The organism is Polynucleobacter sp. AM-25C3 (assembly GCF_018882335.1).
In the GTDB taxonomy this organism is placed as follows: domain Bacteria; phylum Pseudomonadota; class Gammaproteobacteria; order Burkholderiales; family Burkholderiaceae; genus Polynucleobacter.
Window position 1 is genome coordinate 12,360 of the sequence record NZ_JACVOS010000002.1, and the last position, 23,468, is coordinate 35,827.

Annotated in this window: 24 protein-coding genes and 1 tRNA gene; 19 read left to right on the top strand and 6 right to left on the bottom strand. The window is 47.6% G+C overall.

Annotation, left to right across the window (positions count from 1 at the left end; genetic code table 11):
- Positions 1-26 precede the first annotated feature (26 nt).
- From ICN12_RS01240 to ICN12_RS01255, 4 genes are read left to right on the top strand one after another with little or no spacing between them, the layout of a single operon-like run.
- A complete protein-coding gene (locus ICN12_RS01240; RefSeq protein ID WP_216270263.1) occupies positions 27-968 on the top strand; it encodes a YicC/YloC family endoribonuclease in 942 nt (313 codons plus the stop codon).
- Between the two features lie 20 nt (positions 969-988).
- Positions 989-1,639, top strand: a complete 651-nt coding sequence (gene gmk / locus ICN12_RS01245) for a guanylate kinase (protein WP_216270265.1) — start codon at positions 989-991, stop codon at positions 1,637-1,639.
- Positions 1,640-1,684: 45 nt separating this feature from the next.
- Positions 1,685-1,888 carry a DNA-directed RNA polymerase subunit omega gene (gene rpoZ / locus ICN12_RS01250; protein ID WP_011902918.1) on the top strand — a complete coding sequence of 68 codons (204 nt, stop codon included), beginning with the start codon at positions 1,685-1,687 and terminating at the stop codon, positions 1,886-1,888.
- 15 nt (positions 1,889-1,903) lie between these two features.
- On the top strand, positions 1,904-4,249 hold the full coding sequence (locus tag ICN12_RS01255) for a RelA/SpoT family protein (protein ID WP_370624913.1): 2,346 nt from the start codon (positions 1,904-1,906) through the stop codon (positions 4,247-4,249).
- Between the two features lie 16 nt (positions 4,250-4,265).
- On the opposite strand, the gene greB is transcribed toward ICN12_RS01255, so the two are convergent.
- Positions 4,266-4,766, bottom strand: coding sequence for a transcription elongation factor GreB (gene greB / locus ICN12_RS01260; protein WP_216270266.1), 501 nt, complete (start codon positions 4,764-4,766; stop codon positions 4,266-4,268).
- An 18-nt stretch (positions 4,767-4,784) separates the two neighbouring features.
- Here greB and ICN12_RS01265 point away from each other — a divergent pair.
- From ICN12_RS01265 to ICN12_RS01295, 7 genes are all read left to right on the top strand, one after another.
- Positions 4,785-4,861 (top strand) — tRNA-Arg (locus tag ICN12_RS01265).
- A gap of 88 nt (positions 4,862-4,949) precedes the next feature.
- Entirely contained in the window at positions 4,950-6,122 is a 1,173-nt protein-coding gene (locus ICN12_RS01270; RefSeq protein ID WP_216270268.1) for an MlaE family ABC transporter permease, read from the top strand.
- On the top strand, positions 6,122-6,907 hold the full coding sequence (locus ICN12_RS01275) for an ABC transporter ATP-binding protein (protein ID WP_216270270.1): 786 nt from the start codon (positions 6,122-6,124) through the stop codon (positions 6,905-6,907). Before ICN12_RS01270 ends, ICN12_RS01275 begins: the two co-directional genes overlap by 1 nt.
- Positions 6,904-7,821: an MlaD family protein gene (locus ICN12_RS01280; protein ID WP_216270271.1), complete on the top strand. Its 918-nt coding sequence runs from the start codon at positions 6,904-6,906 to the stop codon at positions 7,819-7,821. Before ICN12_RS01275 ends, ICN12_RS01280 begins: the two co-directional genes overlap by 4 nt.
- 11 nt (positions 7,822-7,832) lie before the next feature.
- Complete coding sequence (locus tag ICN12_RS01285) at positions 7,833-8,474, top strand: PqiC family protein (protein ID WP_216270272.1); 642 nt, start codon at positions 7,833-7,835, stop codon at positions 8,472-8,474.
- Positions 8,475-8,524: 50 nt separating this feature from the next.
- Complete coding sequence (locus tag ICN12_RS01290) at positions 8,525-9,310, top strand: SDR family oxidoreductase (RefSeq protein WP_216270273.1); 786 nt, start codon at positions 8,525-8,527, stop codon at positions 9,308-9,310.
- Between the two features lie 5 nt (positions 9,311-9,315).
- Positions 9,316-11,790 carry an ABC transporter permease gene (locus ICN12_RS01295; RefSeq protein WP_370624914.1) on the top strand — a complete coding sequence of 825 codons (2,475 nt, stop codon included), beginning with the start codon at positions 9,316-9,318 and terminating at the stop codon, positions 11,788-11,790.
- A 30-nt stretch (positions 11,791-11,820) separates the two neighbouring features.
- Here ICN12_RS01295 and ICN12_RS01300 read toward each other — a convergent pair whose 3' ends face one another.
- Genes ICN12_RS01300 through ICN12_RS01315 form a run of 4 tightly spaced genes read right to left on the bottom strand, consistent with a single transcriptional unit; the run spans position 11,821 to position 14,062 of the window.
- A complete protein-coding gene (locus ICN12_RS01300) occupies positions 11,821-12,360 on the bottom strand; it encodes an RDD family protein (RefSeq protein ID WP_370624915.1) in 540 nt (179 codons plus the stop codon).
- 13 nt (positions 12,361-12,373) lie between these two features.
- Positions 12,374-13,006, bottom strand: coding sequence for a DUF3106 domain-containing protein (locus ICN12_RS01305; protein WP_216270275.1), 633 nt, complete (start codon positions 13,004-13,006; stop codon positions 12,374-12,376).
- A 25-nt stretch (positions 13,007-13,031) separates the two neighbouring features.
- Entirely contained in the window at positions 13,032-13,496 is a 465-nt protein-coding gene (locus tag ICN12_RS01310; RefSeq protein ID WP_216270277.1) for a DUF3619 family protein, read from the bottom strand.
- On the bottom strand, positions 13,493-14,062 hold the full coding sequence (locus ICN12_RS01315) for an RNA polymerase sigma factor (protein ID WP_216270278.1): 570 nt from the start codon (positions 14,060-14,062) through the stop codon (positions 13,493-13,495). The genes ICN12_RS01310 and ICN12_RS01315 overlap by 4 nt, the downstream gene beginning before the upstream one ends.
- Positions 14,063-14,255: 193 nt before the next feature.
- On the opposite strand from ICN12_RS01315, the gene ICN12_RS01320 reads away from it, so the two are divergent.
- The 6 genes from ICN12_RS01320 (at position 14,256) to ICN12_RS01345 (ending at position 20,969) form a co-directional block, all read left to right on the top strand.
- Positions 14,256-16,043 carry an acetolactate synthase 3 catalytic subunit gene (locus tag ICN12_RS01320; RefSeq protein ID WP_216270280.1) on the top strand — a complete coding sequence of 596 codons (1,788 nt, stop codon included), beginning with the start codon at positions 14,256-14,258 and terminating at the stop codon, positions 16,041-16,043.
- Positions 16,043-16,534, top strand: a complete 492-nt coding sequence (gene ilvN, locus ICN12_RS01325) for an acetolactate synthase small subunit (protein ID WP_015420909.1) — start codon at positions 16,043-16,045, stop codon at positions 16,532-16,534. Before ICN12_RS01320 ends, ilvN begins: the two co-directional genes overlap by 1 nt.
- Positions 16,535-16,585: 51 nt before the next feature.
- Positions 16,586-17,602, top strand: a complete 1,017-nt coding sequence (ilvC, locus tag ICN12_RS01330) for a ketol-acid reductoisomerase (RefSeq protein WP_216252452.1) — start codon at positions 16,586-16,588, stop codon at positions 17,600-17,602.
- A gap of 54 nt (positions 17,603-17,656) precedes the next feature.
- Positions 17,657-18,304, top strand: coding sequence for a phosphatidylserine decarboxylase (locus ICN12_RS01335; RefSeq protein WP_216270282.1), 648 nt, complete (start codon positions 17,657-17,659; stop codon positions 18,302-18,304).
- Positions 18,305-18,331: 27 nt separating this feature from the next.
- The gene (gene pssA, locus ICN12_RS01340; protein ID WP_216270283.1) at positions 18,332-19,195 is read left to right on the top strand and encodes a CDP-diacylglycerol--serine O-phosphatidyltransferase; all 864 of its coding nucleotides are present in this window, start codon (positions 18,332-18,334) and stop codon (positions 19,193-19,195) included.
- A 226-nt stretch (positions 19,196-19,421) separates the two neighbouring features.
- Positions 19,422-20,969, top strand: coding sequence for a 2-isopropylmalate synthase (locus ICN12_RS01345; RefSeq protein WP_216270285.1), 1,548 nt, complete (start codon positions 19,422-19,424; stop codon positions 20,967-20,969).
- Positions 20,970-21,002: 33 nt separating this feature from the next.
- Here ICN12_RS01345 and ICN12_RS01350 read toward each other — a convergent pair whose 3' ends face one another.
- The gene (locus ICN12_RS01350) at positions 21,003-21,596 is read right to left on the bottom strand and encodes a lipid-binding SYLF domain-containing protein (protein ID WP_216270287.1); all 594 of its coding nucleotides are present in this window, start codon (positions 21,594-21,596) and stop codon (positions 21,003-21,005) included.
- Positions 21,597-21,681: 85 nt separating this feature from the next.
- Here ICN12_RS01350 and ICN12_RS01355 point away from each other — a divergent pair, with 85 nt between their 5' ends.
- Both ICN12_RS01355 and rpsO read left to right on the top strand, forming a co-directional pair.
- Positions 21,682-22,887, top strand: a complete 1,206-nt coding sequence (locus ICN12_RS01355) for a patatin-like phospholipase family protein (protein WP_216270289.1) — start codon at positions 21,682-21,684, stop codon at positions 22,885-22,887.
- A 227-nt stretch (positions 22,888-23,114) separates the two neighbouring features.
- On the top strand, positions 23,115-23,384 hold the full coding sequence (gene rpsO / locus ICN12_RS01360; protein WP_015420915.1) for a 30S ribosomal protein S15: 270 nt from the start codon (positions 23,115-23,117) through the stop codon (positions 23,382-23,384).
- Positions 23,385-23,468: the final 84 nt, after the last annotated feature.

Here is a 23,468-nt window from a genome sequence, read left to right on the forward strand (position 1 = left end):
ATTCACAATGAATCTACAATGTCCCTATGATATCGAGCATGACTGGTTATGGCAGCGCTTCTCGCCAAGTCTCCCTGGGGGCTGGTGTAGTTGCTGATCTGCAAGTGGAATGTCGGGCTGTAAATAGCCGCTTTCTGGATTTGGGCTTTCGTCTTCCGGACGAGTGTCGCGGGGCTGAGCCTGCCTTACGAGAAATGGCTACCCAAAGCCTCTCCCGGGGCAAGGTCGAGTTTCGGGCTGCTTGGCGGGTCAATGCTGGTGCCGCTGGTGCGGCCAAGGCAAACCCCCATGCTTTAGGCGCTCTGAATAAAGATCGCTTAGATGCCTTATATACCCTGCAAGAGCATGCTCAAGTCGCGTTTCCCCATGCTGAAGCACTCTGTATTGCCGATATTTTGCGTTGGCCCGGCATTGTGTCTGAGCCCAGAGGTGAAGAAGATGGCTGGATTGCTGCTACTGTCGAAGCGGGCCGTGCGGCCTTAGCTGCCCTCATGGATAGTCGCCATGCAGAAGGTAAAGCCTTGGTCACAGTACTCACCAATATCACTAGCAAGATGCGGGAGATTGTTAAGGTGATTGAACCCAAGGTGCCAGTCTATGTTGCTCAGTATCAAGAGAAACTCACAGAGCGTCTGGCTGAGGCATTGGCTGCTCAAGAGCAGGGCAAAGGTAACAGTGGGTCTGGCACAGAGCTGATGGAGCGCATTCGCCAAGAAGTAGTTCTCTATGCTGTTCGTATCGACGTTGCTGAAGAGTTCGCCCGGCTCAAGACCCATCTTCAAGTAGTCGATACCGCGCTGGCAGGCAAGGGGCCGGTGGGCAAGCGTTTGGATTTCTTAATGCAGGAACTCAATCGCGAAGCCAATACCTTGAGCTCTAAATCGGTTTCAGAAGAATGTACACAAGCAGCCTTAGAGCTCAAGCTCTTGATTGAGCAGATGCGTGAGCAAGTACAGAATTTAGAGTAATTGATATTTAGATAATCATTATGGCCAGCCCTAAACTTAAACCCAATCTTTCTCCTGCCTATCAAGGTAGTATGTTGATGATCGTTGCTCCATCGGGCGCTGGTAAATCATCCTTAGTCAATGCCTTGTTGCAAGAAGATGCAGCCCTCAAGCTTTCTCTTTCCACTACAACGCGCGCGCCAAGGCCGGGTGAAGTGGATGGCAAGGACTATCGCTTTATCAAAAGAGCGGAATTTATTGCAGAGCGTGACCAAGGTAATTTTTTAGAGCACGCTGAAGTGCATGGTAATTTTTACGGTACCTCAAAAGCCTGGATCGAAACCCAGATGAAAACTGGGCGCGATGTCATGTTGGAGATTGACTGGCAGGGCGCACAACAGATTCGTCAAATCATTCCAGAAGTGCAGTGGATCTTTATCTTCCCGCCTTCATTTGAGGCCCTAGAGGAGCGCTTGCGCAAACGAGGGCAGGACGATGAAGCCACCATTCAGAGAAGATTGGCAGCAGCGCATTTAGAGCTCCAACATGCCCATGAGGCAGATTTCATTGTGATCAATGATGATTTTGAGCAGGCATTGATTGATTTACGCCAGGTGGTTGCAGCTAGCCGCCTGCGCTCAGGCCCGATTATGGCTCGCAATCCTGCGCTTTTACTACGCCTTGGGGTCTAATCAGTTATCCTATAGGCATTGAAGCTAAATTTAAGTGAGTTCAGCATGGCCCGTATTACTGTAGAAGATTGTCTAAAAACCATCCCCAATCGTTTTGAACTGGTATTGGCCGCGACTTATCGTGCACGTCAATTAGTTCAAGGTCACTCCCCACGTGTTGAGTCCAGAGATAAAGCAACTGTTGTTGCGTTGCGTGAAGTTGCTGCTGGTGTAACTGACCGTGACATGTTGACCAAAGTACCTTTGTAATTCAGGGGTTCCGTCGTGGAGCTCCCCTTAGGCGACCCCAACACTTCGACATCCAAAGGTCAGGCCTCGCCTAAAGAGGCCAGCAAAAGCAATAAATCTTCGATCATCGCCACTCTGCTGGCGCAATCTAGTCGACATTTATTTGGGCCAACATCTGCGCCCAACCTTCCTCTAAAGCATCAAGTTGTCTCGATCGAGGGACTCATTTCTAAGCTGACGTACTTAAAGCCGGAAGAGATTGCCTTAATTAAAAAAGCATTTCAGTTCTCCGACGCATCGCACTTAGGCCAGTACCGCCATAGTGGCGAACCTTACATCACTCATCCTGTCGCGGTTGCAGAACTTTGCGCTACCTGGCGACTGGATGCGCCATCGATCATGGCCGCCTTATTGCATGATGTGATTGAAGATACGGGTTGTACGCAAGCAGACCTAGTAGAAAAGTTTGGTAGCAAGGTGGCTGAGCTGGTGGAGGGCTTAACTAAACTCGATAAGTTAGAGTTCCAAAGTCATGCTGAGGCACAGGCCGAGAGCTTCCGCAAAATGTTTATGGCGATGGCGCGTGATGTTCGCGTCATCCTCGTCAAGCTGGCTGACCGTACGCACAATATGCGCACCTTAGATGCCGTTCCCATGGAGAAGCGTCGCAGAGTTGCCGCTGAAACGATTGAGATTTACGCCCCGATTGCGCATCGTCTTGGTTTGAACATCATCTATCGTGACTTGCAGGATTTGAGTTTCCGTTTCTCGATGCCGATGCGCTTCAGAGTGATTGAGGGTGCAGTGAAGCGGGCGCGGGGCAATCGCAAGGAGATGGTTGAGAAGATTTTGCAGAATACTCGCATGTCGTTTGCAAAAGCCAACCTCGAGGTAGATCTGCGGGGCCGTGAAAAAACCCTCTTTAGTATTTACAATAAGATGCGCAGCAAGCATTTGAGTTTTTCTCAGGTGCTCGACGTATATGCTTTTAGGGTAACCGTCCACTCTATTGATGAGTGCTATCGCGCCTTAGGCTTATTACATTCTTTGTATAAGCCGATGCCAGGTAAATTTAAGGACTACATTGCGATTCCTAAGCTCAATGGCTACCAGTCCTTGCACACCACGCTTTTAGGGCCGTCTGGTGTGCCAGTTGAGTTTCAGATTCGTACGGGTGATATGCACGCTGTAGCCGAGGCAGGTGTCGCGGCGCACTGGGCCTACAAAGATGGCTCGCCTGATATGAGCGAGGTGCAAAATCGCGCACATCAGTGGCTACAGTCTTTGATCGATATTCAAGACAGTAGTGGCGATTCACAAGAATTCTTAGAGCACGTCAAAATTGATTTATTCCCGGATGCGGTTTATGTCTTTACGCCCAAGGGGCAGATTAGAGCTTTGCCGCGGGGCGCCACCGCCTTAGACTTTGCCTACTCCATTCATAGTGATGTAGGTAATACCTGTGTGGCGGTCAAAATTAATGGCATGCAGCTTCCCCTGCGCAGCGAACTAAAGAACGGTGACATCATCGAGGTGGTGACATCGGCTAATTCTCAACCTAACCCAGGTTGGTTGGCATTTGTGAGAACAGGTAAAGCCCGTGCCTCCATTCGTCATTCACTCAAGACGAAGCACTATGCTGAGTCTTTGCAATTGGGCGAACGTCTTTTGGCTAATGCTTTGCGTCAACAAGGGGTAGATGCTGGATTACTCTCCCCGGAGATTTGGGAAAAACTCCTGCATTGGACTGGTGATAAAACCCGTGAAGAGGGTTGCGTCAATATCGCGCTGGGGCGCCGCTCTGCTCAAGAGTTAGCCATTCGCCTAAATATTTTGATTGATGATGAAGGCGGTACAGAGCAGATGCGTTTAGGTGCAGGTGACTGGGTTTCTCCTCAGCAAGAAACTATCTCCCACCATCATCAGCGTCAGGCTATTTTGGTAGATGGTCGCGAAGGCAATTCGATTAGCTTTCAAACTTGCTGCCATCCGATTCCGGGTGACAACATCATTGGTTACCTTGGCAAGGGTGAAGGCTTGCAGGTCCACACCAATGACTGCCCAGTGGCCCTCAGAATGTTATCCAGGGACAGTGATAAGTGGGTTGAGGTCGAGTGGGGCAAAGAAGTGAATCGGGAATTTGAGGTGGATCTCGCAATTGATACGCGTCAAGGCAAAGGGGTGTTAGCAAGAGTGGCCAGCAGCGTTACTGCTGCTGACTCCAACATCATGAATGTATCCATGAATGACCGCTATAAAGAAGATTCAGTGACAATTCGCTTTACGATTCAGGTGTCAGATCGCTTACATCTTTCCAAGGTGATGCGCAGCTTGCGCACAAATCACGATGTGATGCGTGTGACCCGAGTACGAGTCAGCTAAACAAGCGCAACCCGCGTTACCGATACTGCACGTCTAGAATTTCAATCTCGGTAGGGCCTGTAGGCGTCTGAATTTTGACGCAATCGCCCAGACGGGCTTTTATCAATGCCTTGGCAATCGGTGATACCCAGCTGACATGACCGCACTCTAAATCGACTTCATCGACCCCTACGATGGTGATAGAAGTCTTTTTGCCCGAATCTGCACCCTCTAGACTTTCATAGGTCACGGTAGCACCAAAAAAGACCTGTTCAGCGTCCGCTTCACCCGGTTTTCGGGCTAGGTTATCGACAATAACGGCAAATTCTAGGCGTTTATTGAGGAAGCGAATCCGCCGATCAATCTCTCGAAGACGCTTTTTTCCATAGATGTAATCCCCGTTTTCTGAGCGGTCGCCATTGGAGGCGGCCCAGTGAACAATCTTGACAACCTCAGGCCGATCAAGGTTCAGGAGCTGTAAAAGCTCGCTTTTGATGCGTTCATGACCTGCGGGTGTGATGTAGTTCTTCTCTTCCATGGCATAATTATGGCTGTTGCGGCTGTAGCTCAGTTGGATAGAGTACTTGGCTACGAACCAAGGGGTCGTGGGTTCAATTCCTGCCAGCCGCACCAGCTTATACAGGGCCTAGTTAAAAAACTAGGCCCTTTTTCTTTTTGGGTGTTTCACAGTACTTTCATTCGAATCCCTTATAGTTTGCCTATGAGCATTTCAGACCCCAATTTCTCGACTTTGACAGCCCCAGTAGCAGTTTGGTCCCAAAGGGATCAAACCCATGCTGAGGTCTCGCTTAGTGGCGCTGTGAATGTCTATTCATTGGCTGGGGTGTGGAGCGATATTCGTCAAAAGCAAACCGCTTGGTTGGAGCTGGGTGGTGGCAAAGGGCAGACTTTGGCATTCGATGCCTCCAAGGTTAGCTCTTTAGATGGCTCTGCATTTGCTTTCCTCATTGATGTTGAAGAGGTGCAACAAAAGGCAGGCGGGCAATTTAATATTGAAGGCTTGGATCCTAAATACCAACCGCTCTTGCGTGAGTTTGATCCGATCTCTAATTTATTTCCAGTACCTGCTCCAAAGCAAAAGACCAATTTTGTTGTCATCACCGGGATGGCCGCACAAAATTTGTTGGATGATGCTCGTGGACTTATTACTTTTACTGGACACCTCGCCTCCGACCTCGCGTGGTCTATTCGCAATATTAGGCAGGTACGTTGGGGTGATTTTGTTAATGCTGCCGTTGAGGCAGGAATTGCTGCTTTACCAATTGTGGGTCTAGTCGCATTTTTAATTGGCGTAATTTTGTCCTTTCAGGCTGCAATTGGCATGGAGCAGTTTGGCGCCGTTTCATTTGTAGGCCCCTTGGCTGCATTAGGTATCGTGCGCGAGATGGGGCCGTTGATTACAGCCATCTTGCTTGCCGGCCGCTCCTCTGCCGCCTTTGCTGCCGAGATCGGTACCATGACTGTGAATAGCGAAGTTGATGCGCTGGTAACCGGTGGCTTGAGCCCGATTCGATTCTTGGTGGTGCCGCGAGTATTGGCAGGAATTTTGGTCGCGCCGATACTTACTTTATTTGCGGATGTCGTCAGCATCTTTTCATCTATGTTGACAATGCAAATTTATGGCATTCCCTTTATTAATTTCTACAACGGCATGCTAGCTGCTGTTGATGTTGAAGATGTTCTTTCTGGGCTTGTAAAGGCCACTTTATTTGGCGTGGTGGTATCGGCGATGGGTTGCCTGCGTGGCATGCAAACAGGAACTGGCGCAGCGGCTGTTGGCATCTCAGCTACGCGGGCAGTGGTGAGCAGCATTGTGATGATCGTGCTAGTTGACGGCATCTTCGCTTACATTTCTTACAGGACAGGTTTCTGATGGGATTGACTGCCAACACAACTACAAACACCGCTGCAATTGATGTGCAAAACCTCAATGTGGGCTATGGCACAAATGTGCTTTTGCAAAATCTTAACTTTTCTGTAAGCAATGGCGAGATCTTTGTCATCCTGGGCGGGTCAGGTTGTGGTAAATCGAGCCTCTTAAAGAATTTATTCGGCCTATATCAACCGCTCGCTGGAGATGTCCTGATCGAAGGTCAAAACATCACTACCGCGCAAGGTGCTGAGCGTCAAAAAATTATGACGAGCTTTGGGGTGATGTATCAGCAAGGCGCCTTATTTGGCTCCATGAATTTGCTGGATAACGTGACCCTCTTTATGGAGGAGTACACCCAGCTCACAAGGCCGCAAATGGAATTATTGGCGCGTTGCAAATTGGATTTGGTGGGATTACTTCCATATGAATCCTATATGCCTAGCGAAATCAGTGGCGGTATGCAAAAGCGAGCTGCGATTGCAAGGGCAATGGCTTTGGATCCGAAGATCTTATTTTTGGATGAGCCTTCAGCTGGTCTCGATCCCATTACTTCGGCCGATCTTGATAGTACGATTTTGGATCTCTCGAAAAACTTAGGTTTTACTTTTGTAATTGTTTCGCATGAGTTGGCAAGTATTTATTCCATCGCCGATAAAGTCATTATGTTGGACAAGAGCGCTAAGGGCATTATTGCCGAGGGCGACCCTAAAGTGTTAAGAGACACCAGCAAAGATCCTAGAGTCCATCAATTCTTTAATCGCATTATGAGCAAGGACGCAGCATGAGTAATAACTCTAATCCCAATTATTTCCGCTTAGGCATTTTTGTCTTGGCGGCAATCGGTGCATTGCTTGCCATCATCTTAATATTTGGCTCAGGGCAGCTGTTTAAAAAATCATTTTTTATTGAAACCTATGTCAAGCAATCAGTAACTGGTTTGGATACGGGGGCGGCCGTACGATTTCGCGGGGTTAAGATCGGTCAAGTGAGTTATATCGGATTGACAGGGGATGTATATGAAAAAAAGACCCCATTGCTTAGTCGTAAGGAGTACGTCGTTGTGAGGATGAAAATTTTTGGCGAGGGTGCCGACGAGGACGAGTTGACGGGGTTGATAAAGAATGGGATGCGAGCACGGATTAGATCCATGGGCATTACCGGGGTTAATTATGTAGAGTTTGACTTTACTAGCAGCCCTGCAGCCGCGTATCCACCCTTGCCTTATACGTGGGAGTCGGATTATCCGGTTATTCCATCGCTGCCTAATCAGGCTGATGAAATTATTTCTGGAATCCAGAAGCTGATTGGAGCACTAAATGGAATGGATGTAGATGGCACTCAAAAGAAATTTGACGCTCTTTTAGGTAACCTCAATAAGTTGATGGCGGGTGATGGCAAAGATAACTCAGGTCTGATTAACTCGGTTAAAGACCTCAATGTATTGCTGGACCGCATTGCTAAGGTAACCGATAAAGATCAGCTCAATATCTTGATGCGTGAATTAGTGGCAGCCATGGTTTCTTTACGTCAAACTGTGACTAGCGTTCAAGGTGACACCACGGCCACTCTAGAGAACCTACGTCAGGCCAGCGAGCAACTCAATGAATTTACTCGTGTGGCTAGTCAATCCCCATCTACTTTGATCTGGGGTGAACCACCTGCACGTATTACACCTCCAATGAATGGAGCTCAAAAATGAGAATCCAGACTATGAATAACCCCCGTTTCACAAAGCTTGCTGCGGTTGCATTGATTGCTCTTGCATTGAGTGCCTGCTCATTGCCAAAAAGACCAGCATTAGAGACCTCTAGCTGGATGGTGGCGCCAGAGAGATCGGGAACACCTTATAAGCCGAGAACAGATCTTTGGCTCAAGATGGGCCCTGTAACTACAACCCCTCCATTTGATGGCAAGTCTTTGATCTACCGTTTAGGCGATCAACGCTATGAAAAAGATTTCTACAACGTTTACTCTGCACTACCAAATGAGATGGTCAGTAATGCCACTCGTCAGTGGATGAACAGCGCCCAAATCTTTTCAATGACAGTAGGGCAGGGGAACGGCTTCTTTCCATATTACATCTTGCAAACTTCTGTAGAGGAGTTTTATGGCGACTACCGCGTTCGTCCTGAGGCTGTGGTGTCAGTAGAGTTTTTCTTGACGGCTACCGACCCCCAAAAGCGCAATCCCGTGATTGGTAAAAACCGCTATACCAAGAGAGTCCCACTAAAGGACAATACGCCTCAAGCCTTGGCTTTGGGCCAGCAAGAGGCTTTGGCGCAAATTCTGATGGAATATGAAGTAGCGCTTTATAAATACGCCGGTAATTTGCCGCCACCCCTAGGGCAGTAGTGATTTAGGTGGCAGCAAGCAGCAATACATATAAAAAAGATGGAGAAGACATGGATTTAGGACTCAAAGGCAAAGTTGCCTTGGTGATGGCATCGAGCCGTGGTTTAGGGCAGGCAATGGCGGTTTCCTTGGCGCGTGAAGGTGTCAAAGTGGCAGTAACTGGTCGTAATGCTGAAGGTCTTAAAAAATCGGTTGAGTTGATTGAAGCTGCCGGTGGAAAAGCATTGGCTTTAAGCTGGGACTTGTCAGATAGCTCTGTAATTGATGCGTTGGTTACCAAAGTGGAGCAAGAGCTCGGTCCGATTGATATCTTGATTAACAATACGGGTGGGCCTCCACCAACGCTAGCGACGGGCCAAGACCCAGCTCTCTGGCAAAAAAGTTTTAACGATATGGTCTTATCGCTGATCAGCATTACCGATCGGGTTTTGCCGGGAATGCGTCAACGCAAGTGGGGTCGCATCATCACGAGTACCACCTCTGGCGCTATTGCCCCTATTAAAAATCTTGCTATCTCCAATACCTTACGTGCGGCATTGCTAGCGTGGTCTAAAACTTTATCGGCGGAAGTTGCGGCTGAGGGGATTACTGTCAACGTGATCATGCCTGGACGTGTAGCAACCGACCGCTTGCGGCAGCTGGATGAGGCCCGTGCTCAACGTGAAAATGTGAGCTATGACTCTGTGGTTAAAGCAAGTCAAAACCAGATTCCGATGGGGCGTTATGGCGACCCTCAGGAGTATGGCGATACAGCAACATTCCTAGCTAGTCAAAATGCCTCATTTATCACTGGCTCAGTGATACGCGTTGATGGTGGTCAGATACAGGCGATTTAATCTCAGTGCTAGCTAGTTTCTTTAGAGGTATTCGCCGAGATTTTCGATCTAGTGAGTTGGTGTGGCTATTTGTTGCACTCACACTTTCAGTGGCGGCCTTATCGAGTGTTAGCTTTTTAGCCGACCGTATGCAGCGGGCATTTCAGTTTGATGCTCGGCAATTATTGGCAGCGGATTTATTGCTCGTTGCAGACCAACCCTTGCCTGAGCGCTTTATTCAAGAAGCGCAAGAGCGTCGCCTACAGGTGGCGCAGACAATCGTCTTTCCCAGTATGGCAACCGTGGGCGCTCAAAGTAAGCTGTCTTCTCTTAAGGCGGTCAGCACTGCCTATCCTTTGCGCGGTCAACTACAAGTTTCTCCCGCATTATCTGCAACTCCTGTCACGGGATCTGTGTGGGTCGATCCTGCAATGCTAGCAAGCCTGAATGCCAAGCTGGGCGATCGGATATCTTTAGGGGATCAGCAGTTTGTTGTTTCAGGTGTGCTCGAGCGAGAACTAGATCGAGGCGCTGGATTTATGAACTTTGCACCGCGCGTCATGATGTCCTTGGATGATTTGCCATCAACTGGGCTAATTGGGCTTGGTAGTCGAGTGACATATCGATTGCTGTTGGCTGGAGAGGATTCTGCAATCAACGCTTACGAGGCGTGGGCAAGCAATTGGATTGAGTCTGAGGGTCTACGGGGTATTCGTATTGAGACTCTAGAAAATGCCCAGCCCGTGATGCGTAAAACTCTAGAGAGGGCGGAGCGTTTCTTGTCTTTAGTCGCTTTGCTCACGGCGATGGTTGCAGCTGTTGCCATTGCCTTATCGGCACGTCGCTACGTCATCAAGCAGGCTGATGTGTGCGCCGTCATGAAATGCTTGGGAGCCAGTCAAGCCACCATACTCAAGAGTCAATTAAAGATATTAGCCGGCCTAAGCCTGCTAGCAAGTTTGATGGGGGCGAGCGCTGGTTATCTAGTTCAAGAGCTTTTGATGCGCCTCTTAGGTAATTTAGTGATGGCAGGCCTTCCGCCGATTTCCATCTGGCCTGTGGTCTGGAGCATCCTGTTCTCCTCGATCTTGTTGATTGGCTTTGCTGGACCGCCACTATTAAGCTTGGTAACTATCTCACCAATCCGCTTGGTTCGTAAAGAGCTTGGCACAATCAGCATCAAATCAGTTTGGGTGGCTATTGCTGGTTTAGTGACATGTCTTGCTTTGATTGTTATTGCTGCGCGCGATTGGAAATTGGCTTCTTGGGTTAGCTTGAGTTTTTCTGTAGCAGTTGCTACATTTGCCACAGTCTCTTGGCTAGCGCTCCGGGCAGTAAATACTTTATTTAGCTGGTGGGGCAATCAAAACTTTGCACTCCGTTTTGCTTTGACCGCTCAATCGCGACGCGCTGGATTTGCGGTGATGCAAATTACAGCATTAGGCATCGCCTTGATGGCCTTACTCATGATTCTGTTACTACGTCAGGATCTATTGACTACCTGGCAGGGAAATATTCCAGTAGATGCGCCCAATCGCTTCATGATTAATATTCAAGAAGATCAAAAGTCGGATATCACCAAGTCACTTGCCGAAGCAGGAGTGGCAAATCCTCATTTTAGTCCAATGGTGAGGGCTCGCCTCATTGAGGTCAACGGAAAACCCATCGGACCCAATGATTACATTGATGAGAATGCGCGCCGTTTAGTAGATCGAGAATTTAATCTCTCCTATACCGATCAATTGCCTGAGGGTAACCGCATTACTGCAGGTAAATGGATCGAAGGCAGTGCGCCACAAGTTTCATTAGAAGTAGGCATTGCGAAAACATTGAAACTCCAGCTTGGTGATCAAATGACGTTTGAGCTTGCCGGAGAAAAAGTCACTGCGCCTATTACTTCATTGCGTAAATTAGACTGGAGTTCGATGAAGGTGAACTTCTTCGTCATCATGCCACCTGCGATGTTGGCTGAGATGCCGCAATCATGGATTACTTCCTACTATCAGAGTACGGCGATTGAGGGGCTCGATTATCGGCTGGCGCAGTCTTATCCCAATCTCACTATCGTGGATGTGGCGACTTCCTTACGGCAAATACAAGATGTATTGGATCGACTGTCTTCTGTGCTGGGATTGTTATTTGCATTCACCATCGTGGCAGCGATTCTGGTGCTCGTGGCTGCAATTGCAGCCACCCAAGATGAGCGTTTTAGAAGTGCGGCATTACTCAAGGCGGTAGGGGCCTCACGCAATCTACTAGCTCAGATCGCCATTGCGGAGCTAGTAGTCATTGGGGTGCTTGCAGGCGCCTTGGCTGGTCTAGCAGCGGGAATAGCCGCATGGTCGCTAGGCCGCTTTGTATTGGAGATTGAGTTCCATGCGTTCACACAATCTCTGGTGATGGGTATCGTCTTTGGGGTGACTGCTTGTCTTCTTGCGGGCTATCGCTTTCAGAGAAGAATTCAAACAACTACTGCGATGGAATGCTTGCGCGAGATTTAGAGTTTGAGTCTACGTATTCTCAAGTGAAGCTTACGAGAGTGTGACGAGGTTCTTTGGCAACTCTACTAAACGTGTTCCACTAAAACGATCTGGCAGGCTTTGGCGTAGCAAAGGTTTGACGCGATTCAAGTAAATCGTGATTGGCCACAGAAATAAGGCAACAGTAAACAGCATTTCAATAATTTGCCACCTCTGTAATTCAAAGAGCCATTGCAGAAGAACGCACGGCACAATCCACAGAGATCCAAAGACATAACGCCAAATCGCTTGACGACGTGTTAAGTTGTAGCCGCCAGGCCCAATTATGCGCACACGCCATGTCTGCATTGCTAATGTTTGCCCTGACTTAGTCCAGTACCAAACAAAGTAAACGCCCAGGACCGTATAGAGATAGAGAAAGGTGAGCCAACTTGGTAGCGAGACGCCAAACAGAATGCCCAAACCTAAATTGGGAACCAGGAAGGTGAGTGCGATCACGCCTAAGAGAACTAGCTGCTCGTAGAGCGTGCAAGATACGCGCCTCCAAAATTGCGGAGCGGGTAAGGCGTTTAATTCAGCAGGCGTAATCACGGCTTAGGGATTCTTAGGGATTGCTTGTGCTGCTATCTGAGCTTGTGCTTGGTGCTGCAGCTTCTGGAGCAGGTGTGCTACTTGCCGGAAGAGTTGGGGCCAAGTTGGATTTTTGTGTGATCGGGTGCTGCTGTAATGTGGGCGCACTGACAGCCGTCGGTTTTTTCTTATTGACCTCTGCCTGAGCTAATTTCTTCTTTTGCTCATCACTCAGTTTTTGATAGGCACTCCAGGCCTCTGCTTTTTTCTCGGCTGGAAACTTGAGGCTGCTTAAGTAGTTCTCGCGCGCTATGCGGCGGTCTTTTTGGGAGAGCTTGGACCAGCTCGTCATGCGTGACTGTAGGCGCTGCTGGTCTACTTCGCTCATCTTTGGGTAGAGATTAGCAACTTGGATCCATTTCTTGCGGCTGTCCGGGAGCATGTAGTCCCAATCGCTTTCGAGCGGGGCCAGGATTTGCTGTTGCCCAGGCTTAAGACCTTCCCATGTACCGTCGGGTTTTTTCTCAGGAACCCCAGTGGTTTTTCCATGAGCACCTGCGGAAGTTTGGGCTAAGGCATTTGCAGAAAAACCCAGTACGCCAACTGTCAGCGCTAGCGCTGAACTAATCGCGAGCACTGCACAAAAAGAACGTAAGTTTTTTAGCATGCGCTAATGAGGCTCGGTGTTGGCTTTAGGAGGGTGATTTGGATGAATCCAAGCTATCTTGCTCTGAATCGGCAAGGGGGCCATTTTTTAGGAAGCCCATAAAGCCACTATCAGCGTAAGCATCTGGCGGGACATCATCGGTCAAGAGGGCTACATCTAATTCAGCGATATCGTTGATACGGGAATCCTGTTGCCATTGGGCAATACCAATTAAGCCAAACACGAGAACCACAAGTGGGGCAAGCCAACCGACGTTGTCCCAAAATGAGCGGGATCCAGATGACCAACTTCCAGTGGTGCTCGCCAGTACATGTTGCTGAATACGGACTTTTTCTGGTTTTTTGACCGAAATTGCTTTCATGCGCGCTGCGTACAGACGATCTTTGATGCCTGCTGGCAGGGATTGGGATCCGTGGCGGAGCAGGGCGGCAGTAGCTAGACCAAATTGGTCAACTTCTGTTGGGTTTAAGAGATCTTCATTGCGGTTCACAGCGTAATTCCTTTTAATTTCAATGCTTTAGCTAGAGCCTGAGTGGCTCTTGAGCAGTGGGTTTTGACACTTCCTTCGCTACAACTCATTGCAAGGGCCGTTTCAGTAATGCTCAGCTCATCCCAATAACGCATCAGGAAGGCTTCTCGTTGACGGGCGGGCAATTTTGATATTTCTGACTCTAAAGCCTGTAAAAGCTGACTTCGCTCTAGTTGATGTGCCCCATCTTGGTGAATTTCACTGTCATCTGGGGCTGAAAGTGACTCCAGAGGGTCAAAATCATCGTTTTCATCCGATTTCTTGCCCATGTTGGAGAAGAGAGTCACCCAGGTATTGCGGACCTTTTGGCGCCTAAACCAGTCGTGAATGCGGTTTTGCAGAATTCTGGTGAAAACCAGGGGTAACTCGGCTGCAGGGCGGTCACCATATTTTTCGGTCAACTTGATCATGGCGTCCTGAACAATATCGAGGGCAGCATCGTCATCTCGCACAGCGTAAACCGCTTGCTTGAAAGCGCGCTGCTCGACACTGCTTAGAAAATCAGAAAGTTCTTGGGGTGAAGCCATTCAGTAGATTAGACCTGAATCAGATGGAATTGGTTGATTTTAGGGGATTGCTATAGAATATAGGGCTTACTACCTAGAATCTCATTCAAGAAGTGGTTTTTTCCGGTAGCAGCGCCGTTCGAACTCAGGCCATAAGCAGGAGACAGAACAGACCAAACAATTTTTTGCCAAAAATTGCAAAGGACGAAAGAAAATGAATACAAGCAGCGCCGAATTTTTAGCTTCTAAAGCTAATCAAGACACATCAAATCCAAATTCCGTAGAAGCTCCACCAGAAATCATTGGTGCGGAAATGCTCGTGCGAGCTTTGCACAAAGAGGGTGTTGAATACGTTTGGGGTTACCCAGGGGGTTCTGTTCTCTTTATCTATGATGAAATTTTTAAGCAGGACAAGTTTGAACATATTCTTGTTCGCCATGAGCAAGCAGCAGTTCATGCGGCCGATGGCTATGCACGCGCAACCGGTAAGGTTGGTGTTGCGCTAGTTACTTCAGGCCCTGGTGTAACCAATGCGGTTACCGGAATTGCTACCGCCTATACCGATTCGATCCCGATGGTGATCATTAGCGGTAACGTGCCAACGTATGCGATTGGTGAAGATGCTTTCCAAGAAGCGGATACCGTTGGTATTACTCGCCCAGTGGTAAAGCACAACTTCTTAGTTAAAGACGTAAGAGACCTTCCTTTAGTGATTAAGAAGGCTTTCCATATTGCGCAAACAGGTCGTCCAGGCCCAGTGTTGATTGATATCCCTAAGGATGTATCAGCAGCTAAGGCGCCGTTTGTATATCCAGAAACGCTAGAGATGCGTTCCTATAACCCCGTAGTGAAGGGTCATAGTGGACAAATTCGTAAAGCGGTTTCTTTATTGCAAGAAGCAGAGCGCCCATACATCTACACCGGTGGTGGTGTGATTTTGGCTGATGCCGCTCCAGAATTAAAAGAGTTTGCTGATTTATTGGGTTACCCGGTAACCAATACCTTAATGGGTCTTGGCGGCTTCCCTGGCACTAGCCCTCAGTTCTTGGGCATGTTAGGTATGCATGGTACATATGAAGCCAATATGGCGATGCAACACAGCGATGTGTTGATTGCCATCGGTGCGCGTTTTGATGACCGCGTGATTGGCAACACTGCACACTTTGCAAGTCACCCACGTAAGATTATTCATATTGATATCGACCCATCCGTGATTTCTAAGCGGGTGAAGGTAGATGTTCCCATCGTTGGCAATCTCAAGGAAGTATTGCAAGAGATGACTGCACAGCTCAAAGCTGGCGGCCCACGTAAGAATGACGCTAAGTTAGCGGCATGGTGGGAGCAGATTAACGAGTGGCGTAAAAAAGATTGCTTGAAGTACGACGAGGCATCCCAAATTGTCAAACCACAGTATGTAGTTCAAAAGTTGTGGGAGCTGACTGGTGGTGATGCATTTATTACATCTGACGTTGGTCAACATCAGATGTGGGCAGCTCAGTTCTATAAGTTTGATAAACCACGTCGCTGGATTAACTCCGGCGGTCTTGGCACTATGGGCGTTGGCTTGCCATACGCCATGGGTATCAAGAAAGCTTTCCCGGACCAAGATGTATTTGCTATTACTGGCGAAGGCTCGATTCAGATGTGTATTCAGGAGCTATCCACTTGTAAGCAATACAACACGCCTGTGAAGATCGTGTCTCTGAACAACCGTTACCTTGGTATGGTTCGTCAGTGGCAAGAGCTGACTTATAACAAGCGTTATTCCAGTTCTTATATGGACTCTTTGCCGGACTTTGTGAAGTTGGCAGAGGCCTTTGGCCACGTTGGTATGCGTATTGAGAAGAAATCGGATGTTGAAGGCGCCCTCAAAGAAGCGATTCGTTTGAAAGATCGCACTGTGTTTATGGATTTCCAGACAGACCCAGAAGAAAACGTTTGGCCAATGGTTCAAGCAGGTAAGGGTATTACTGAAATGCTTTTGGGTAGCGAGGATCTCTAATGCGACATATTATTTCTGTACTCATTGAGAACGAACCAGGTGCATTGTCCCGCGTTGTAGGTTTGTTCTCTGCACGTGGCTACAACATTGAAACCTTGAGCGTTGCGCCTACTGAGGATCCATCGCTTTCCCGTATGACGATTGTCACGATTGGCTCTGAGGATGTGATTGAACAAATTACTAAACACTTAAATCGTTTGGTTGAAGTGGTGAAAGTATTTGATCTCACTGAAGGCCCTCATATTGAGCGCGAGCTCATGATGATTAAAGTGCGCGCAGTAGGTAAAGAACGCGAAGAGCTGAAACGAACAACGGATATCTTCCGTGGTCGCATCATCGATGTGACTGATAAGAGTTACACCATTGAATTAACTGGTGATGGTGCCAAATTAGATGCCTTTATTGATTCGATTGATCGTGCATCGATTCTGGAAACTGTCCGCTCGGGTGGTTCTGGTATTGGGCGCGGCGAACGCATCCTCAAGGTTTAATTTTTTTAACTGATTACTGAATTAACTACATTTTCAATACAAGGAAAGAGCATGAAAGTTTTTTACGATAAAGACGCTGATTTGTCCCTCATTAAAGGCAAAAAAGTTACCATCATTGGTTACGGTTCACAGGGCCACGCACACGCATTGAATCTAAAAGATTCAGGCTGTAACGTGACTGTTGGTCTGCGTAAAGATGGCGCTTCCTGGAGCAAGGCTGCAAATGCTGGCTTGACAGTTAAAGAAGTTGGCGAAGCTGTTAAAGATGCAGACGTAGTGATGATGCTTTTGCCTGATGAGCAAATCGCTGACGTATACAACAAAGAAGTTCACGGCAATATTAAGCAGGGCGCTGCATTGGCATTTGCTCACGGCTTTAATGTTCACTACGGTCAAGTTCAGCCACGCGCTGACTTAGACGTGATCATGATTGCTCCAAAGGCGCCTGGCCACACAGTTCGTGGCACATACGCTCAAGGTGGCGGTGTTCCGCATTTGATCGCTGTGTATCAAGATAAATCGGGTTCAGCACGTGATGTTGCTTTGTCATACGCAACTGCTAACGGCGGTGGTCGTGCTGGCATCATCGAAACTAACTTCCGCGAAGAAACTGAAACTGACTTGTTCGGTGAGCAGGCTGTTCTTTGTGGTGGCGCAGTAGAGTTGATCAAAGCTGGTTTTGAAACTTTGGTTGAAGCTGGTTATGCTCCTGAGATGGCTTACTTTGAGTGCTTGCATGAGCTCAAGTTGATTGTTGACTTGATCTACGAAGGCGGTATCGCTAACATGAACTACTCCATCTCTAACAATGCGGAGTATGGTGAGTATGTGACTGGTCCACGTGTTGTGACTGAAGATACTAAGAACGCAATGCGTCAGTGCTTAAAAGACATTCAGACTGGTGAGTACGCTAAGAGTTTCATCTTGGAAAACAAAGCAGGTGCGCCTACTTTGATTTCACGTCGTCGCTTGAACGCTGAGCATGACATCGAAGTAGTTGGTGCGAAGTTGCGCGCCATGATGCCTTGGATTGCGAAGAACAAGTTAGTTGACCAGACTAAGAACTAAGCAAAAAAGTACATTAGAAACGAATAGTAGTAACTAAAAAGGCTCAGAACAAAGATGATGTATCCACACCCCATTATTGCGAAAGAAGGCTGGCCGTATTTGGCATTAGTGGGGGCTGTAACTTTGCTAGTCCACTATCTCGGTGGCATTGTATGGTCATGGCCACTGTGGATTATCTTTATCTTTGTTTTGCAGTTTTTCCGTGATCCACAGCGTATTGCTGCGTTAGGTCGTGATCTGGTTTTATCCCCAGCTGATGGTCGTATCGTTGTGGTTGAAGTAGCGAATGACCCTTACGCAGGTCGTGAAGCTTTGAAGATTAGTGTTTTTATGAATGTATTTAACGTTCACTCCAACCGAAGTGCGGTCAACGGTACGGTAAAAGAAATTCAGTATTTCCCTGGCAAGTTTGTAAACGCCGATTTAGATAAAGCTTCTACTGAGAATGAGCGTAACGCCGTTGTCATAGATGCTAATGGCCAAATCGTGACCCTGGTTCAAGTGGCGGGCTTAATTGCACGTCGCATTCTTTGCTATATCCATGTGGGTGATAGGCTTAAAGCAGGCGAGCGTTATGGCTTTATTCGCTTTGGCTCCCGTGTGGATGTATATTTGCCATTAACAGCAGAGCCTTTGGTCAGTGTTGGTGATAAAGTTTTTGCTACGAACACCGCATTAGCACGCATACCCGGCTTAGATTAATTAAGTCGCTTTAACAGGGAATATTCTTTGAGCACATTTCGTCGTCGTGGCCGTATAGACCGTAGTCGCCTCGCCCCAAAACGCATTGAGCGTTCGCAGGCTGAGTGGTCCGAAGATCTTGGTGATGAAATTGATTTCGAAGTGGAAGAGCTGCATGCGGATAAGCCGCGTCAACGCAGTAAAGGTATTTACCTGCTCCCCAATGCATTTACTACAGCCGCTTTGTTCTGTGGTTTCTTTGCCATCGTCAATGCCATGAACCACCAGTTTGAGATGGCTGCTATTGCCATCTTTGCGTCCTTGGTTTTAGATGGTATGGATGGTCGCGTTGCCCGTATGACCAATACCCAAAGCGCCTTTGGTGAGCAGTATGACTCTCTTGCGGATATGGTGTCATTTGGTGTGGCTCCAGCATTGGTTGCTTATGAGTGGGCTCTAAAAGATTTAGGTAAGTGGGGTTGGTTGGCTGCCTTTACTTATTGCGCGGGCGCTGCTTTGCGTCTAGCGCGTTTTAATGTGAACACGGGCGTTGTCGATAAGAAGTTTTTCCAAGGCTTGCCAAGCCCAGCTGCGGGCTCTTTGATGGCGGGTTTCATTTGGCTGGCTGATGACAATAAGATCCCAGTACGTGATAGCGCGATTCCTTGGATCACTTTCTTCCTGGCTGTTTATGCTGGCTTGACCATGGTTTCGAATGCCCGTTTCTATAGTGGCAAGGCCTTAGATGTGCGCTACCGCGTCCCCTTTGGTGTAATGGTCTTAATGATTCTGACCTTTGTTTTGATCTCCTCTAACCCGCCTTTAACCCTATTCGGTCTCTTTGTGGTGTATTCCATTTCAGGTTATGTCATTTGGGCGTGGGAGCATCTCAGTGGCCGACGTTTTAGCTAATTTGGAATATTTAGGTTATATTTAATCCATGTTGATGAATTTCTCACCCTTATCCAGCTTGCCTAGCGGGAAACTGCTTCTAGCACTAAGCCTACAGCTTGGGGCAGGTAAGGCCTGAGTTAATGAGATTAAAGTAATTCATTAGCCGCCACATACCAGCCCCAGCTAATTGCTGGGGTTTTTGTTTTTAAGATTAAGAAATTCGATATTGAACCGGAGAGTAGTGATGAGCGACAAAGTAATCATTTTTGATACCACCTTACGTGATGGCGAACAATCGCCTGGTGCCTCAATGACTAAAGACGAAAAGGTTCGGATTGCCCGCCAATTAGAGCGCCTTAAGGTGGATGTGATCGAGGCCGGATTTGCTGCCAGCTCCGAAGGGGATTTCCAGGCAATCTCTGCTGTTGCTGCTGCCGTGAAGGATTCGATTGTTTGCTCACTTGCTCGCGCTAATGATAAAGATATTACCCGCGCTGCTGATGCTTTGAAGGCCGCCAATGCAAAACGCATTCATGCTTTCTTGGCTACTAGTCCATTGCATATGGCAGTGAAGTTGCGCATGTCACCTGAAGAGGTATTGGAGCAAGCCAAGCGCTCCATTCGTTTTGCTAGAAACTTGGCTGAGGATGTCGAGTTCTCAGCTGAAGATGGCTATCGCTCAGAAATGGATTTCTTATGCAGAGTGGTAGAAGGCGTCATTAATGAAGGCGCCACCACTATTAATATCCCAGATACTGTAGGCTATGCCACGCCAGAGTTGTATGGAGATTTCATTAAAACTTTGCGTACTCGTGTACCTAACTCCGATAAAGCGGTATGGTCTGTGCATTGTCACAATGACTTGGGGATGGCGGTGGCCAATTCCTTGGCAGGTGTCAAGATTGGTGGAGCGCGTCAAATCGAATGCACGATCAATGGTTTGGGTGAGCGCGCTGGGAATACTGCCTTAGAAGAAATTGTCATGGCTTTACGTACTCGCAAAGATTACTTCGATATGGTGTGTGGTATTGATGCAAGCCAAATTGTTCCAGCCTCGAAGTTGGTTTCTCAGATCACGGGTTTTGTAGTTCAACCCAATAAAGCAGTGGTTGGCGCCAATGCTTTTGCTCACACCTCAGGTATTCATCAGGATGGCATCTTGAAGAACCGTGACACCTATGAAATCATGCGTGCAGAAGATGTAGGTTGGGCGACTAACAAGATTGTCTTGGGTAAATTATCAGGACGCAATGCCTTCAAGCAACGTTTGCAAGAGTTGGGTATTGCGATTGAAGCAGAGGCAGATTTGAATGAAGCCTTTGTGCGCTTTAAATCTTTGGCTGATCAAAAATCAGAAATCTTTGATGAAGATATTATTGCCATCATGTCCGATTCTGCTGCGGCTGAGGCAGGCGAGTTTTATAAATTCATTTCTTTGAGTCAGCATTCTGAAACAGGTGAGCGACCAAAATCTAAAGTCACCTTCCGAGTTGGCGATAAAGAGGCTAGCTCTGAGGCTGAAGGCAATGGCCCGGTTGACGCTAGCTTGAATGCGATTGAAGAGATTGTGAAGAGTGGGGCAGAGCAGTTGCTCTATTCAGTAAACGCCATTACTTCTGGTACGCAGTCTCAAGGTGAGGTTACCGTGCGACTTGCTAAGGGTGGGCGCATCGTCAATGGCGTTGGAACTGATCCAGACATCATTGCTGCATCAGCGAAAGCCTACTTATCTGCACTCAATAAATTGCATGATCCTAGCCAAGCTAAGCTCAATGCGCAGATGACGCCTTAAGAATTTCTCGGCGAGATCTGCATCACCATCCCTTTATTTATTGAGGTCTGTGTTTTTGTAGTACTTGGTGCCCTTGCCGGTGATTTCCGCGGCAAGGCCTGAGTCTGTCAGTTGATACATCAAAACGCCAGGCGCCACTAAGGTGGCGTCTTGATAGGCAGTTCCATTAGTTTCGTATTTGGCAGCAGCAGTAACTTGACCGCCAAAAGTCCAGCCAGAGTTTACAAAGTCATTCAGGGCGGATTGTGTTTGAAATACAAAAATATTTTGGAATGATTTAATTCCAATCCCAAGTCCAGCTTGTACTTCAGCCATATTCATATAAATGGGTTTAGCCCTATCTTTTTGAATTACGACGCCACTGCCAGTGCCACCGCCAGCAATCAAAATCTTCATGCCAAAATTACTAAAGGTTGCATAGCCAGTTGATTTTTCAATGACTTCTTTTGCTTTGGGTTGGGCTTGATAGAGCGCCTTCAGAGTGTCATCACTCTTCTTTAGAATATCTTGACGTTGCTGAACAATCGTTTTTTCAGCGCCAAATGGATTTGAAAATTGCGCGAAGCTCAAGGCAGGAGATAAGGCTAATAGACTATAGGCTAGTACGTGAATGAGTTTGGCTTGCATCAATTTTCCTTTGCTTTATTTCCGCAATGAATGAATTCCATCTTTATACTCCAATCAAACTCTAATATCCCTTTGGCTAATTACCATGCGCCCATTCATTCATTTGATCTTTATTTGCCTCATGCTCTCATTGGCGGGGTGCAGTAGCCTGCAACGCAAAGCAGCAGTGCCATCTCAGCAGATGGGGCAAGCCCAAATCGCTGGTTTATCAGGCGTGAGGTATATGGTTGCTAGTCAATCTAGCATAGATCAAATGGCGGCGGATATCCAGGCTGGATTTAAGGTTAGAAGTGAAAAGACATTAAATACATCTGCAAATTACCTATCTCTATCTGGCGGTGGTGACGATGGGGCTTATGGTGCGGGACTGCTCATTGGTTGGTCCGAGCGGGGCGATCGCCCGCAATTTAATTTGGTTACCGGTATTAGTACGGGCGCTTTGATTGCACCTTTTGCATTTATGGGGAAAGAGTACGATCCCGCTCTTCGCCACGTTTATACCCAGCTTGGCCCACAAGATATCTTTATAGAACGGGGTTTAATTTCCGGGATTCTAGGGGATGGGCTATCGGACACCACACCACTCTATCAATTGATTTCTCAATTTGTTGATGACGCTTTCTTGAAGAAGGTGGCCTATGAGTACACCACTAAAAACCGCTGGCTGCTCATTGGCACCACCAATTTAGATGCCGGAGTTCCTGTGGTCTGGAATATGGGGAAGATTGCCAGCATTGGTACGCCTGAAGCCCTCGATCTTTTTAGAAAAATCATGCTGGCCTCTGCTTCTATTCCTGGGGCTTTTTCTCCGGTGATGTTTGATTTTGAGGTGGCTGGTCAAAGCTTCCAAGAGATGCACGTGGATGGCGGGGCGATCACCCAGGTGTTTTTATATCCCAGTGCATTGTCTCAACGTTCTCAAGACCTAAAGCTGAAGCTCCAAAAACAGCGCAATGCCTACATTATTCGAAACGCACGCTTGGATCCAGAATGGCGTGAGACGGAGCGGGGCACGCTCAGCATTATTCAAAGAGCAATCTCTAGTTTGATTCAGACTCAGGGTGTTGGCGATCTGTACCGGATTTATCACACTACCCAGGTTGACGGCGTGAGCTTTAATCTGGCCTATATTGGATCAGACTTCAAATTCCCGCATCAAACCGAGTTTGATACGGCTTACATGCAGGCTCTTTTTGATTATGGCTATAAACAGGGTCTTAGCGGCAAAGAGTGGCAAAAGTACCCTCCGGGCTACAAACGTGGATTTGATGAGGAATTGCCTAAAAAATAGGCATTTTTACTCACTTTCATGATAATTATCAATTAAATCAATAACTTATATTCATTTTTCTGATTGAGGCCTGCTTAGGGTGCCTAGCCCTAGGGTGGGGCATTTAAGGGGGGATCTGCTACAATTCGAGGGCTTTGATTTTTAAAGCTTTTTTGTTTTATTTGATTAATAAATGCACGACACGAATTGGGTGAAAGCTCAGGTGTTCGCAAGTAAGGAGTATGAAAATGGCAGTTGCTGATATTAAAACGGCGGAAATCGTCAAAGAAAACGCGCGCAGCGCAAACGATACGGGCAGTCCTGAAGTTCAAGTTTCATTGTTAACAGCCCGCATCAATGAATTAACCCCCCATTTCAAAGCTAATGCTAAAGATCATCACAGCCGTCGTGGTTTGTTGAAGATGGTCTCACGCCGTCGCCGTCTCTTGGATTACCTCAAGGGCAAGGATTTGGGTCGCTACCGCGCATTGATCGAGAAATTAGGTCTCCGTAAGTAATTCTTATTGGTATTGCAATGCCATCTATCTTAGGGTTGTTTCGTAACAGAATCAGTCTTAAGCAGATGGCATGTTTTTTGGGCG